This is a genomic window from Streptomyces sp. NPDC085900, from assembly GCF_044540925.1.
GTDB classification, from domain to species: Bacteria; Actinomycetota; Actinomycetes; order Streptomycetales; family Streptomycetaceae; genus Streptomyces; species Streptomyces gilvifuscus.
In genome coordinates this window covers 120,114-134,058 of record NZ_JBITSP010000006.1, presented here as the reverse complement: position 1 = coordinate 134,058, position 13,945 = coordinate 120,114, and the positions used below count along the sequence as shown (strand labels likewise).

The following is a 13,945-nucleotide window of genomic DNA, read 5'->3' as shown; positions in this document are numbered from 1 at the left end:
ATGTTCCGCCGTACGTTCTGGTTCAGCACGGGCGTGGCCGCCGGTGTGTGGGCCACCACCAAGGTCAACCGCAAGCTCAAGCAGCTGACCCCCGAGAGCCTCGCCGCCGCCGCGGCCAACAAGGCGATCGAGGCCGGTCACCGCATCAAGGACCGAGCGGTCGGTTTCGCGCTCGACGTCCGCGACAACATGGCCCTGCGGGAGGAGGAGCTGGGGGAGGCCCTGGGTATCAACGCGGCCCCCGAACTCCCCGCGCCCCGGCGCCACACCGCCATCGAGAACCGCAACAACCCGAAGTACGTCGAGGGATCGACGTACCAGACGCACTCGTACAACCGGAATGAGGACCACTGATGGAGTCGGCCGAGATTCGCCGCCGCTGGCTGAGCTTCTTCGAGGAGCGCGGGCACACCGTCGTCCCTTCGGCGTCGCTCATCGCGGACGACCCGACTCTGCTCCTCGTCCCCGCCGGCATGGTGCCCTTCAAGCCCTACTTCCTGGGTGAGGTCAAGCCGCCCTTCTCGCGCGCCACCAGCGTGCAGAAGTGCGTGCGCACGCCCGACATCGAAGAGGTCGGAAAGACCACGCGGCACGGCACCTTCTTCCAGATGTGCGGCAACTTCTCCTTCGGCGACTACTTCAAGGAAGGCGCCATCAAGCTCGCCTGGGAGCTGCTCACCAGCCCCCAGGACAAGGGCGGTTACGGCCTGGAGCCGGAGAAGCTCTGGATCACCGTCTACAAGGACGACGACGAGGCGGAGCGCATCTGGCACGAGGTCGTCGGCGTCCCCATGGAGCGCATCCAGCGCCTGGGCATGAAGGACAACTTCTGGTCCATGGGCGTCCCCGGCCCGTGCGGTCCCTGCTCCGAGATCAACTACGACCGCGGCCCCGAGTTCGGCGCCGAGGGCGGCCCCGCCGTCAACGACGAGCGGTACGTGGAGATCTGGAACCTCGTCTTCATGCAGTTCGTGCGCGGCGAGGGCACCGGCAAGGACAACTTCGAGATCCTCGGCGACCTGCCGAGCAAGAACATCGACACGGGCCTCGGCCTGGAGCGCCTCGCCATGATTCTGCAGGGCGTGCAGAACATGTACGAGATCGACACCTCCATGGCCGTCATCAAGAAGGCCACCGAGCTGACCGGCGTCCACTACGGCGCCGCCCACGCCTCCGACGTCTCCCTGCGCGTGGTCACCGACCACATGCGCACCGCCACCATGCTCATCGGCGACGGCGTCACCCCCGGCAACGAGGGCCGCGGCTACGTCCTGCGCCGCATCATGCGCCGCGCCATCCGCAACATGCGCCTGCTCGGCGCCACCGGCCCGGTCGTCCTGGACCTCGTCGACACCGTGATCGGCATGATGGGCCAGCAGTACCCCGAGCTGGTCACCGACCGCGAGCGCATCGAGAAGGTCGCCGTCGCCGAGGAGAACGCCTTCCTCAAGACGCTCAAGGCCGGCACCAACATCCTCGACACCGCCGTCACCGAGACCAAGCAGTCCGGCGGATCTGTCCTGCCCGGCGACAAGGCGTTCCTGCTCCACGACACCTGGGGCTTCCCGATCGACCTCACCCTGGAGATGGCCGCCGAGCAGGGCCTCTCCGTGGACGAGGACGGCTTCCGCCGCCTGATGAAGGAGCAGCGGGAGCGCGCCAAGGCCGACGCCCAGTCCAAGAAGACCGGCCACGCCGGCGCCGGCGCCTACCGGGAGATCGCCGACAAGACCGGCGAGACCGAGTTCATCGGCTACAGCGACACCGAGGGCGAGTCCACGATCGTCGGCATCCTCGTCGACGGCGCGTCCTCCCCGGCCGCCACCGAGGGCGACGAGGTCGAGATCGTCCTTGACCGCACCCCCTTCTACGCCGAGGGCGGCGGCCAGATCGGCGACACCGGAAAGATCAAGGTCGACTCCGGCGCCGTCATCGAGGTCCGCGACTGCCAGAAGCCGGTTCCGGGCGTCTACGTCCACAAGGGCGTCGTCCAGGTCGGCGAGGTCACCGTCGGCGCCAAGGCCGTCGCCTCGATCGACGCCCGCCGCCGCAAGGCCATCGCCCGCGCCCACTCGGCCACGCACCTCACCCACCAGGCGCTGCGGGACGCGCTCGGCCCGACGGCCGCCCAGGCCGGCTCCGAGAACCAGCCCGGCCGCTTCCGCTTCGACTTCGGGTCCCCGTCCGCCGTCCCGACGGCCGTGATGACCGACGTCGAGCACAAGATCAACGAGGTCCTCGCCCGCGACCTCGACGTCCGCGCCGACGTCATGGGCATCGACGAGGCCAAGAAGCAGGGCGCCATCGCCGAGTTCGGCGAGAAGTACGGCGAGCGCGTCCGCGTCGTGACCATCGGCGACTTCTCCAAGGAGCTGTGCGGCGGCACGCACGTGCACAACACCGCCCAGCTGGGCCTGGTGAAGCTGCTGGGCGAGTCCTCCATCGGCTCCGGCGTCCGCCGTATCGAAGCCCTCGTCGGCGTCGACGCCTACAGCTTCCTCGCCCGCGAGCACACGGTCGTCAACCAGCTGACCGAGCTGCTCAAGGGCCGCCCGGAGGAGCTGCCGGAGAAGGTCTCCTCGATGCTCGGCAAGCTGAAGGACGCCGAGAAGGAGATCGAGAAGTTCCGCGCCGAGAAGGTGCTGCAGGCCGCGGCCGGCCTCGCCGAGTCCGCCAAGGACGTCCGCGGCATCGCGGTCGTCACCGGGCAGGTCCCGGACGGCACCACCCCCGACGACCTGCGCAAGCTGGTCCTCGACGTGCGCGGCCGCGTCCAGGGCGGACGCGCCGCCGTGGTGGCCCTCTTCGCCGTCAACAACGGCAAGCCGCTGACGGTCATCGCGACCAACGAGGCCGCCCGCGAGCGTGGCCTCAAGGCCGGTGAGCTGGTCCGCACGGCCGCCAAGACCCTCGGCGGCGGCGGTGGCGGCAAGCCCGACGTCGCGCAGGGCGGCGGCCAGAACCCGGCCGCCGTCGGCGAGGCCGTCGACGCGGTCGAGCGGCTCGTGGCGGACACGGCCAAGTGAGTACCGGGCAGGAATCCGGTGAGGACGGCCCCGTGATGCGCCGGGGCCGCCGTCTCGCCGTCGACGTCGGGGACGCCCGGATCGGGGTCGCGTCCTGCGACCCCGACGGGATCCTCGCCACCCCGGTGGAGACGGTCCCCGGCCGGGACGTCCCGGCCGCCCACCGCCGACTCCGCCAACTGGTCGAGGAGTACGAACCGATCGAGGTGGTCGTCGGCCTCCCTCGCTCCCTCAAGGGGGGCGAGGGCCCGGCCGCGGCGAAGGTCCGTGCCTTCGCCCAGGAGCTGGCCAGAGGCATCAAGCCCGTACCGGTCCGCCTGATCGACGAGCGGATGACGACGGTGACGGCCAGTCAGGGACTGCGCGCCTCGGGCGTGAAGTCCAAGAAGGGCCGCTCGGTCATCGACCAGGCAGCCGCTGTGATCATCCTGCAGCAGGCCCTGGAATCCGAACGGGTGTCAGGTAAAGCACCCGGCGAGGGCGTCGAAGTGGTCATCTGATCGCGATACGGTAACGTTCCGCGCGATTGCGCCGCTGAATCGAACAGCCGGTGCACAGCAAGAGGCGGAACCGTGAGCGGGCCCCCACCGAGGCCGCGTGATCAACCGCCTCGCGGCTCTAGGGGTTTGATGACTGAGTATGGCCGGGGCCAAGGCTCCGAACCGTGGCATCCGGAGGACCCGTACTACGGGGACGACGGATGGGGTGGACAGCAGGCCCAGGTGGGCCCGCAGTCCCCCTACGGCGGCCAGCCGCAGCACTATCCAGAGCAGCCGCAGCAGCAGAACCACGGCGGCTGGCACGACGGTCAGCAGACCGGATACGGGCAGGCGCAGCAGTACCAGCAGTACGACCAGCAGTACTACGCGGGTCAAGGGCAGCAGCAGTCGTACGACCAGCAGGCCTGGGGCCAGGGCACGCAGACGCATGTCCAGTACACGGACGTCCGGTACACGGATCCGCAGGACCCCTACGCCCAGCAGGCCGCCGCCTCCTACGGCGGTGACCAGTCCGACTACTACGGCACCCCGGACGCCTACCCGCCGCCCGAGCCGCCCAGCCGCAGGCAGGCCGAGCCCGAACCGCAGCAGACCGACTGGGACCCCGGGCCCGACCAGGGCGAGCACGCCTTCTTCGCGGGCGGTGACGACGAAGAGGACGAGGACGACGACCCCGCCGAGGGGCGCAAGGCCCGCGGCGGCAAGAAACCGAAGAAGAAGAGCCGCAACGGCTGCGCCTGCCTGGTGCTCGTGCTGGTCTTCGGCGGCGGCCTCGGCGGCGTCGGCTATTTCGGCTGGCAGTTCTACCAGGATCGTTTCGGCCCGGCCCCCGACTTCGCGGGCGACGGCAACGGCCAGTCGGTCACCGTCGTCATCCCCAAGGGCGCCGGCGGCTATGTGATCGGGCAGAAGCTGAAGGAGGCGGGCGTCGTCGAGAGCGTCGACGCGTTCGTCTCGGCGCAGCAGTCCGACCCCAACGGCAAGAAGATCCAGGACGGCGTCTACACGCTGGAGAAGCACATGTCGGCCGCGAGCGCGGTCGAGCTGATGCTGAGCCCGAAGAGCCGCGACAACCTGATCATCCGCGAGGGCCTGCGCAACGCGCAGGTCTACGAGCTGATCGACAAACGCCTCGAAGTCCCGGACGGCACCACGGCGAAGGTCGCCAAGCAGGACTACAAGAAGTTCGGCCTGCCCTCATGGGCGCTGAACCACGCCAACGTCAAGGACCCGCTGGAAGGGTTCCTCTACCCCTCCAGCTACGCGGCCAGCAAGGGACAGAAGCCCGAGGCGGTCCTCAAGGACATGGTCACCCGGGCCAGCGACAAGTACGCGGCGCTCGGCCTCGCGAACAAGGCCAAGAGCCTCGGCCTCGACAACCCGTGGCAGCTGCTCACCGTGGCCAGCCTGGTCCAGGCCGAGGGTGTCAGCCACGACGACTTCCGGAAGATGGCCGAGGTCGTCTACAACCGCCTCAAGCGCGGCAACCCCGAGACCTACGGCTCGCTCGAGTTCGACTCGACGTACAACTACATCAAGAACCAGAGCAAGATCGACCTGAGCATCTCCGAGCTGCGCAAGTACAACAACCCGTACAACACGTACTACGTCAAGGGCCTGCCGCCCGGCCCGATCGACAACCCCGGCGAGGAAGCCCTCAGGGGCGCGCTCAACCCCACGCACGACGGGTGGTACTACTTCATCTCGTTGGACGGCAAGACCAGCAAGTTCACCAAGACGCTCGCCGAGCACAACAAGCTGGTCGACGAATTCAATGCGTCGAGGAACAAGAACTGATGGCAGCAACCCACAGGGCGGCCGTGCTCGGCTCGCCCATCGGCCACTCCCTGTCCCCGCGGCTGCACAACGCGGCCTACCGGGCGCTCGGCCTGGACGACTGGTCGTACGACAGGTTCGAGATCGACGAGGCCGCGCTGCCCGGCTTCCTCGAGGGCCTGGGTCCCGAGTGGGCGGGACTGTCTCTGACCATGCCGCTCAAGCGGGCGGTGATCCCGTTGCTCGACGAGATCACCGACACGGCGGCCTCGGTGGAGGCCGTCAACACCGTCGTCTTCCGTGAGGACGGGAGGCGCGTCGGCGACAACACCGACATCCCCGGGCTGATCGCCGCGCTGCAGGAACGCGGCGTGGAGAAGGTCGAGTCGGCGGCCATCCTGGGCGCGGGCGCCACCGCCTCGTCGGCGCTGGCCGCACTGGCCAGGCTCTGCACCGGCGAGGTCACGGTGTACGTGCGCAGCGAGCGGCGCGCCGACGAGATGCGGCAGTGGGGCGAACGCCTCGGCGTCCAGGTCCGGCCGGCGGACTGGGCCGACGCGATACACGCCTTCGACGCGCCCCTGGTGATCTCCACGACGCCCGCCGGAGGCACCGACGACCTCGCGACGCGGCTTCCCGACCGCGTCGGCACCCTCTTCGACGTCCTCTACGAGCCGTGGCCCACGCCCCTCGCCGCCGCCTGGCAGGACCGCGGCGGCCCGGTGCTGAGCGGCCTCGATCTGCTGGTGCACCAGGCGGTCTTCCAGTTCCGCCAGTTCACGGGGGACCCGCGCTCGCCGCTGACCGCGATGCGCGACGCCGCGCGGACGGCCTGATCTGTCCGTTTGCCGGACGCGGATCGGAGTCGCATCCCGGACATGGGAGGATCGGGGGTGGCGGGCCGGAGCCGCGCACCCGGTCGCGCCGTCGCCGTACGCGAGGACGCGCGTACGCAGGGCTGTACGGGCGCGCGAGCATTTGAGGAGCACCGTTGAGCAGGTTGCGCTGGCTGACCGCGGGGGAGTCCCACGGCCCCGCACTCGTGGCGACGCTGGAGGGCCTTCCCGCGGGCGTGCCGATCACCACGGAGATGGTGGCGGACCACCTGGCCCGGCGCCGGCTCGGCTATGGGCGCGGTGCGCGCATGAAGTTCGAGCGTGACGAGGTCACCTTCCTCGGCGGTGTCCGGCACGGTCTGACCCTCGGCTCGCCGGTCGCGATCATGGTGGGCAACACCGAGTGGCCCAAGTGGGAGCAGGTCATGGCGGCCGACCCGGTCGACCCGGAGATCCTCGCCGGGCTGGCCCGCAACGCGCCGCTGACCCGCCCCCGTCCCGGCCACGCCGATCTGGCGGGGATGCAGAAGTACGGCTTCGACGAGGCCCGCCCGATCCTGGAGCGCGCCTCGGCCCGGGAGACCGCGGCGCGTGTCGCGCTCGGCGCGGTGGCGCGGTCGTACCTGAAGGAGACGGCCGGCATCGAGATCGTCAGCCACGTCGTGGAGCTGTGCTCGGTGAAGGCGCCGCAGGGCGTGTACCCGACGCCGGCCGATGTGGAGCGGCTGGACGCCGACCCGCTGCGCTGCCTGGACGCGGACGCCTCCAAGGCGATGGTGGCCGAGGTCGACCAGGCCCACAAGGACGGCGACACCCTCGGTGGCGTGGTGGAGATCCTGGCCTACGGCGTGCCGGTCGGCCTGGGCTCGCACGTGCACTGGGACCGCAAGCTGGACGCCCGCCTGGCCGGTGCGCTGATGGGGATCCAGGCGATCAAGGGTGTCGAGCTCGGCGACGGCTTCGAACTCGCCCGCGTTCCCGGTTCCAAGGCGCACGACGAGATCGTGGGCACCGACGAGGGCATCCGGCGTATCTCGGGCCGCTCGGGCGGCACCGAGGGCGGTCTGTCCACCGGTGAGCTGCTGCGGGTGCGGGCGGCGATGAAGCCGATCGCGACCGTGCCGCGGGCCCTGCAGACGGTGGACGTGGCCACCGGCGAGGCCGCCCAGGCCCACCACCAGCGTTCCGACGTCTCCGCGGTGCCGGCCGCCGGCATCGTCGCCGAGGCGATGGTGGCCCTGGTCCTGGCGGACGCGGTGGCGGAGAAGTTCGGCGGCGACAGCGTGCCCGAGACCCGCCGCAACGTGCGCTCCTACCTCGAGAACCTGGCCATCCGATGACCGCTGCGCAGGTCGTCCTGGTCGGACCGATGGGTGTGGGCAAGTCCACGGTGGGCCGGCTGCTGGCCGAGGCGCTGGGGGTCGGCTACCGGGACACCGACGACGACATCGTCGCGGCCCAGGGCCGGACCATCGCCGAGATCTTCGTCGACGACGGCGAGCCGGCCTTCCGGGCGATCGAGAAGGCCGCGGTGCGCGAGGCGCTGGCCGGACACGAGGGCGTGCTGGCGCTGGGCGGCGGCTCGATCCTCGACGCCGACACCCGCGCGCTGCTGGCCGGTCACCGGGTCGTCTACCTCTCGATGGACGTCGAGGAGGCCGTCAAGCGCACCGGACTGAACACCGCCCGCCCGCTGCTCGCGGTCAACCCGCGCAAGCAGTGGCGCGAGCTGATGGAGGCCCGGCGCTCGCTGTACGAGGAGGTCGCCTCGGTCGTCGTCGCGACCGACGGCCGCACCCCCGAAGAGGTCACGCAAGTCGCCCTGGACGCGTTGGAGTTGAAGCAGGCATGAGCGAGGCAGTCACCCGGATCCAGGTCGGTGGCACGGCGGGGTCCGAGCCGTACGAAGTCCTGGTGGGGCGTCAACTCCTGGGCGAACTGGCCGGGTTGATCGGGGAGAAGGCCAAGCGGGTCGCGGTGATCCACCCCGAGGCGCTGGCCGAGACCGGCGACGCGCTGCGCGCCGACCTGGCCGAGCAGGGCTACGAGGCGATCGCCATCCAGGTGCCCAACGCCGAGGAGGCCAAGACCGCCGAGGTCGCCGCCTACTGCTGGAAGGCCCTGGGCCAGTCCAACTTCACCCGCTCCGACGTCGTCGTCGGCGTCGGCGGCGGTTCCACCACCGACCTGGCCGGGTTCGTCGCCGCGACCTGGCTGCGCGGGGTGCGCTGGATCGCCGTACCCACCACCGTGCTGGCCATGGTGGACGCCGCGGTCGGCGGCAAGACCGGCATCAACACCGCCGAGGGCAAGAACCTGGTGGGCGCGTTCTTCCCGCCCGCCGGCGTGCTGTGCGACCTGGCCGCGCTGGACTCCCTCCCGGTCAACGACTACGTCTCCGGGCTCGCCGAGATCATCAAGGCGGGCTTCATCGCCGACCCGGTGATCCTGGAGCTCATTGAGTCCGACCCGCAGGCCGCCCGCAGCCCCGACGGCCCGCACACCGCCGAACTCATCGAGCGCTCCATCCGGGTCAAGGCCGAGGTCGTCTCCGCCGACCTCAAGGAGTCGGGTCTGCGGGAGATCCTCAACTACGGCCACACGCTGGGCCATGCCATCGAGAAGAACGAGCGCTACCAGTGGCGGCACGGCGCCGCGGTCTCGGTCGGCATGCACTTCGCCGCCGAACTCGGTCGTCTGGCGGGCAGGTTGGACGACGCGACGGCGGACCGTCACCGCACGATCCTCGAATCCGTCGGCCTTCCGCTGCACTACCGCTACGACCAGTGGCCCAAGCTGCTGGAGGCGATGAAGGTCGACAAGAAGTCCCGCGGCGACCTGCTCCGCTTCATCGTCCTCGACGGTCTGGCCAAGCCCACCGTCCTGGAGGGCCCCGACCCGGCCGTGCTGCTCGCCGCGTACGGCGAAGTGGGCGAGTAAGTCCGCCGGAGCGCGTTCCGTCCCATTTGCCTTGCCGGCGTGGGCACTTCGAGCCGTCCCCGGCCGTTCAACAAACGGCGGCCGGGGAAGGTACCGTTCGGTAGGAAGCGGGGCCCGTACCCTGCTGCCAGGGTCAATCGCCTGTACGAGACGGAGTGGCACCGGATGCAGCACGCAGTGGGTTCTCCGCTGCCGCCGCCCCACCGGCCGGGGCACGGACCTGGCGCCGGCTGGTCGCCGGCCGCACACCACCCGGGCCACCCGGGGCCGCCCCAGGGCTCCGCCCCCGTGCCCCCGCCGCCTCCGGCGCCGGGGTTCACGCCCCAGGGCCCGGTTCCGCCCGCCCCGCACCACAACCCGGCCCCGCCGCCCCCGGACACCACCGGCCACGTCCCGCTGCCCCCGGGCGGCCCGGTCACCATGCCCGGCACGGCGCCCGCGAGCGCCCCCGACCCGGCCACCACGACCCTCGCGGTCCTGCTGATCGGCCCCGCGGGCGCCGGCAAGACGAGCGTCGCCAAGTACTGGGCCGAGCACCGCAGGGTGCCCACGGCCCACATCAGCCTCGACGACGTCCGCGAGTGGGTCCGCTCCGGCTTCGCCGACCCCCAGTCCGGGTGGAACGACAACTCCGAGGCCCAGTACCGCCTGGCCCGCCGCACCTGCGGCTTCGCCGCCCGCAACTTCCTGGCCAACGGCATCTCCTGCATCCTCGACGACGCCGTCTTCCCCGACCGTCCGGTGGTCGGTCTGGGCGGCTGGAAGCGCCATGTCGGCCCGGGCCTGCTGCCGGTGGTCCTGCTCCCCGGCCTGGAGATAGTCCTGGAGCGCAACGCCGAGCGCTCCGGCAATCGCCGCCTCACCGACGAGGAGGTCGCCCGGATCCACGGCCGCATGGCGGGCTGGTACGGCTCCGGCCTCCCGATCATCGACAACAGCCAGCTGGACGTCCCCCAGACGGCAAGGGTCCTGGACGAGGTCCTGGCGAGGTCGATCGCCAGCCCGCCGAGCTGGTGAACGCCGGGGGCGCGCACGCCCTCGGAAGCGCGGGGAACTGCGCGATCAGCCCCCGCGGACCCGCGCCCGGCAGACCACGCCTCCGCGCACCCCATCCCCCGATCGACACCTAAACCGGCACAAATCGCCCATCCCTCCTACGCTCATCTCATGTCAGAGATGTACGCGAACCGCCGAACCCGGCTCAGGGAGCAATACAGCGCGGCCGGCCACGCGGCAGCGCTCGTCTCCCGCCCCGCCAACGTCCGCTACCTCGCGGGCCCCGCCCCGCACGGCGCCGTCCTCCTCCTGGGCCGGACGACGGACCTGCTGCTGTGCCCGGGCCCGCCCGAAGACCGACCCACGGAGGGCCGGCCCGACGAGGCCCTGCGTGTGCAGTACCTCACGGCGGGCCAGGGCGATCCCGCAGTCGCCGCCGCCGACCTCGCCGCGGGCCAGGGCGCCGACTCCCTCGCCGTGGAGGAGCACCACCTCACGGTCGCCCGGCATCGTGAGATCCGCTCCGTCGCCCCGCGCCTGCGCATCGCCGACCTGGGCGGCGCCGTCGAACAGCAGCGGGTGGTGAAGGACGAGGAGGAGATCTCCTGCCTGCGCATCGGCGCCGAGATCGCCGACCAGGCGCTCGGTGAACTCCTGGAGTCCATCCTGGTGGGGCGCACCGAACGCCACCTCGCCCTCGAACTCGAACGCAGGCTGGTCGACCACGGCGCCGAGGGGCCGGCCTTCCCCACCTCGGTCGCCACCGGACCGAACTCCGGCCGCCGCGCGCACCGCCCCACCGACCGGCGGGTGGAGGAGGGTGACTTCCTCTCCGTCTGCCTCGGCGCCACCTACCGGGGCTACCGCTGTGAGATCGGCCGAACGTTCGTGATCGGCACCTCGCCCGCGGACTGGCAGATCGAGCTGTACGACCTGGTCTTCGCCGCTCAGCGCGCCGGACGGGAGGCCCTCGCACCCGGCGCGGCCTGCCGTGACGTCGACCGCGTGACCCGTCAGGTGCTCGACGCGGCGGGGTACACAGGGGGACTTCCCTCGCTCACCGGCCACGGCGTGGGACTCGAAATCGACGAGGACCCGCAGCTGGCCCCTGCGGCCATGGGTAAACTGGACGCTTGCGTGCCGGTCACCGTCGAACCGGGGGTCCACCTCCCGGGCCGGGGCGGCGTCCGGATCGATGACACGCTCGTCGTCCGCCCCGAGGCGGACGGCGGACCCGAGCTACTCACCATCACGACCAAGGAGCTGCTCGCACTATAGGCAAGGTGCGTGCGCCGGGGTCGTCCACGTCAGTCCAGGAGATTCCGCAACCGTGGCTTCCACGAACGACCTCAAGAACGGCCTGGTGCTCAAGCTCGAAGGCGGCCAGCTCTGGTCCGTCGTCGAGTTCCAGCACGTCAAGCCCGGCAAGGGCCCCGCCTTCGTGCGCACCAAGCTCAAGAACGTGCTCTCCGGCAAGGTCGTCGACAAGACCTTCAACGCCGGCGTCAAGGTCGAGACGGCCACTGTCGACAAGCGCGACATGCAGTTCTCGTACATGGACGGCGAGTACTTCGTCTTCATGGACATGGAGACCTACGACCAGCTCATGATCGACCGCAAGGCCGTCGGTGACGCTGCCAACTTCCTCGTCGAGGGCTTCACCGCCACCGTCGCCCAGCACGAGGGCGAGGTGCTCTTCGTCGAGCTGCCGGCCGCCGTCGAGCTCGTCGTCCAGGAGACCGAGCCGGGTCTGCAGGGCGACCGCTCCACCGGTGGCACCAAGCCCGCCACCCTGGAGACCGGTCACCAGATCCAGGTCCCGCTCTTCATCACCACCGGTGAGAAGATCAAGGTCGACACCCGTACGAGCGACTACCTCGGCCGGGTGAACAGCTAACCGTGGCTGCCCGCAACACGGCCCGCAAGCGCGCCTTCCAGATCCTCTTCGAGGGCGACCAGCGCGGCGCCGACGTCCTGACCGTCCTCGCGGACTGGATCCGGCTCTCCCGGGGCGACACCCGGCAGCCGCCGGTGAGCGAGTACACGATGCAGCTGGTCGAGGGCTACGCCAAGCAGGCGAAGCGGATCGACGAGCTCATCGCGCAGTACTCGGTCGGCTGGACGCTCGACCGGATGCCGGTCGTGGACCGCAACATCCTGCGTCTGGGCGCCTACGAGCTGATCTGGGTGGACGAGGTCCCGGACGCCGTCGTCCTCGACGAGATGGTGCAGCTCGCGAAGGAGTTCTCCACCGAGGAGTCGCCCGCGTTCGTCAACGGGCTGCTCGGTCGGCTCAAGGAGCTGAAGCCCTCCCTGCGCCGCGAAGAGGCGTAAAGAGGCAGACACATCGCCAGGGGGCCCGCAGCGTGACTGCTGCGGGCCCCCTGGCGTTCCCGGACCGCCGTGACGTCCGGAGGCCGCAGAAAGCCGCCGGGGTGGCCGGAACCGTGAAGTTCCGGCCACCCCGGCGGCACGTTTCTGCTGTGGTGCTGTGGGGCTCAGCCCTCCTCGTGAGCCACCGCGCGGCGCGCGTCCGCGTCGAGGACGCCCCAGCTGATCAGCTGCTCGGTGAGGACCGAGGGGGACTGGTCGTAGATGACGGCGAGTGTGCGCAGGTCGTCCTGGCGGATCGACAGCACCTTGCCGTTGTAGTCACCGCGCTGCGACTGGATCGTGGCCGCGTAGCGCTGCAGGGGGCCGGCCTTCTCGGCCGGCACGGTGGCCAGCCGCTCCAGGTCCAGAACCAGCTTCGGCGGGGGCTCGGCGGCGCCGCCGGGGGTGGTGCCCGGGAGCAGCTCCTGCACGGGCACGCCATAGAAATCCGCCAGTTCGGCAAGGCGCTGTACGGTCACCGCGCGGTCACCGCGCTCGTACGACCCGACCACGACCGCCTTCCAGCGTCCCTGGCTCTTCTCCTCGACACCGTGGAGGGAAAGGCCCTGCTGGGTGCGGATGGCCCGGAGCTTGGCCCCGAGCTGTTTGGCGTATTCGCTGGACATATAGCTCCCCGGACACTGTGTCGACGCGGCTGCGGACGTTCCGCCGCCGCGCGTCTGGTAACTCACTGTGAGGTTACGCAGCGTGATTCTTCTGCGTCAAGCCGAATGGTCCACACCGACTCTTCCGTGGTGGCGGTGGCTGATTACGCCAGGGGGGTGATCAGGCGTGTCGTACGGGCCTGCTAACGTGGATGGCGCAAATCCGACGTCCTTTAAGGTCCGTCCCGTGAGGCGGAGAAGGAGGTCCGTTTCGTATGGACACGCAGGACACGCAAGCCTCCGATGCCCGGCCCGTTCTCGAGGGCCCCGACATCGCGCGGGTACTGACCCGCATCGCCCACGAGATCGTCGAGCGCGCCAAGGGTGCCGACGACGTGGTGCTCCTCGGCATTCCGACGCGGGGCGTCTTCCTCGCCCAGCGGCTCGCCGCCAAGCTCGAGCAGATCACGGAACGCAAGATCCCGGTCGGTTCGCTCGACATCACCATGTACCGCGACGACCTGCGCATGCACCCGCCGCGCGCGCTGGCCCGCACCGAGATCCCCGGTGACGGCATCGACGGCAAGCTGGTCGTCCTCGTCGACGACGTGCTCTTCTCCGGCCGGACCGTCAGAGCCGCCCTCGACGCGCTGAACGACGTCGGGCGCCCGCGCGCGGTCCAGCTCGCGGTCCTCGTCGACCGCGGCCACCGCGAACTGCCCATCCGCGCCGACTACGTCGGCAAGAACCTCCCCACGTCGCTGCGGGAGACGGTCAAGGTCCTGCTCGCCGAGGAGGACGGTCGGGACACCGTGCTGCTCGGTGCGAAGCAGACCCAGTAGCGGCCGCTGGGCACGCGCCGTTTCGGCGTGCCCTGGTCTGCCCGGAATCTC

The 13,945-nt window shown here is 70.5% G+C and carries 14 protein-coding genes; 13 read left to right on the top strand and 1 reads right to left on the bottom strand.

The genetic code is table 11. From position 1 onward, the window contains the following. The 12 genes from ACIGDI_RS22115 to nusB all read left to right on the top strand — a co-directional run bounded on the left by ACIGDI_RS22115 (position 1) and on the right by nusB (position 12,408). Entirely contained in the window at positions 1–354 is a 354-nt protein-coding gene (locus tag ACIGDI_RS22115) for a hypothetical protein (protein WP_200699049.1), read from the top strand. Beyond that, positions 354–3,026: an alanine--tRNA ligase gene (gene alaS, locus ACIGDI_RS22110; protein WP_399899165.1), complete on the top strand. Its 2,673-nt coding sequence runs from the start codon at positions 354–356 to the stop codon at positions 3,024–3,026. The genes ACIGDI_RS22115 and alaS overlap by 1 nt, the downstream gene beginning before the upstream one ends. Positions 3,027–3,061: 35 nt before the next feature. Further along, a complete protein-coding gene (ruvX, locus tag ACIGDI_RS22105) occupies positions 3,062–3,526 on the top strand; it encodes a Holliday junction resolvase RuvX (protein ID WP_200699059.1) in 465 nt (154 codons plus the stop codon). 129 nt (positions 3,527–3,655) lie between these two features. Next, positions 3,656–5,323, top strand: a complete 1,668-nt coding sequence (gene mltG, locus ACIGDI_RS22100) for an endolytic transglycosylase MltG (protein WP_399899162.1) — start codon at positions 3,656–3,658, stop codon at positions 5,321–5,323. Then, entirely contained in the window at positions 5,323–6,138 is an 816-nt protein-coding gene (locus ACIGDI_RS22095; protein ID WP_399899159.1) for a shikimate dehydrogenase, read from the top strand. Before mltG ends, ACIGDI_RS22095 begins: the two co-directional genes overlap by 1 nt. Before the next feature lie 155 nt (positions 6,139–6,293). Continuing rightward, on the top strand, positions 6,294–7,478 hold the full coding sequence (aroC, locus tag ACIGDI_RS22090; RefSeq protein ID WP_399899157.1) for a chorismate synthase: 1,185 nt from the start codon (positions 6,294–6,296) through the stop codon (positions 7,476–7,478). After that, entirely contained in the window at positions 7,475–7,990 is a 516-nt protein-coding gene (locus ACIGDI_RS22085) for a shikimate kinase (RefSeq protein ID WP_399899154.1), read from the top strand. The genes aroC and ACIGDI_RS22085 overlap by 4 nt, the downstream gene beginning before the upstream one ends. Next, the gene (gene aroB / locus ACIGDI_RS22080; RefSeq protein WP_399899151.1) at positions 7,987–9,078 is read left to right on the top strand and encodes a 3-dehydroquinate synthase; all 1,092 of its coding nucleotides are present in this window, start codon (positions 7,987–7,989) and stop codon (positions 9,076–9,078) included. The genes ACIGDI_RS22085 and aroB overlap by 4 nt, the downstream gene beginning before the upstream one ends. A gap of 165 nt (positions 9,079–9,243) precedes the next feature. Continuing rightward, the gene (locus ACIGDI_RS22075) at positions 9,244–10,095 is read left to right on the top strand and encodes a Pro-rich N-terminal domain-containing protein (RefSeq protein ID WP_399899148.1); all 852 of its coding nucleotides are present in this window, start codon (positions 9,244–9,246) and stop codon (positions 10,093–10,095) included. Between the two features lie 150 nt (positions 10,096–10,245). Further along, on the top strand, positions 10,246–11,352 hold the full coding sequence (locus ACIGDI_RS22070; protein ID WP_399899145.1) for an aminopeptidase P family protein: 1,107 nt from the start codon (positions 10,246–10,248) through the stop codon (positions 11,350–11,352). 52 nt (positions 11,353–11,404) lie between these two features. Then, positions 11,405–11,971: an elongation factor P gene (gene efp, locus ACIGDI_RS22065; RefSeq protein WP_200703871.1), complete on the top strand. Its 567-nt coding sequence runs from the start codon at positions 11,405–11,407 to the stop codon at positions 11,969–11,971. Positions 11,972–11,973: 2 nt separating this feature from the next. Further along, a complete protein-coding gene (gene nusB / locus ACIGDI_RS22060; RefSeq protein ID WP_399899142.1) occupies positions 11,974–12,408 on the top strand; it encodes a transcription antitermination factor NusB in 435 nt (144 codons plus the stop codon). 164 nt (positions 12,409–12,572) lie between these two features. Here the strand turns inward: nusB and bldD are convergent, their stop codons facing one another. Further along, positions 12,573–13,073, bottom strand: coding sequence for a transcriptional regulator BldD (gene bldD, locus ACIGDI_RS22055; protein WP_007829306.1), 501 nt, complete (start codon positions 13,071–13,073; stop codon positions 12,573–12,575). 254 nt (positions 13,074–13,327) lie between these two features. Between bldD and pyrR the strand changes: the two genes are divergently transcribed. Continuing rightward, complete coding sequence (gene pyrR, locus ACIGDI_RS22050; RefSeq protein WP_399899138.1) at positions 13,328–13,894, top strand: bifunctional pyr operon transcriptional regulator/uracil phosphoribosyltransferase PyrR; 567 nt, start codon at positions 13,328–13,330, stop codon at positions 13,892–13,894. Positions 13,895–13,945: the final 51 nt, after the last annotated feature.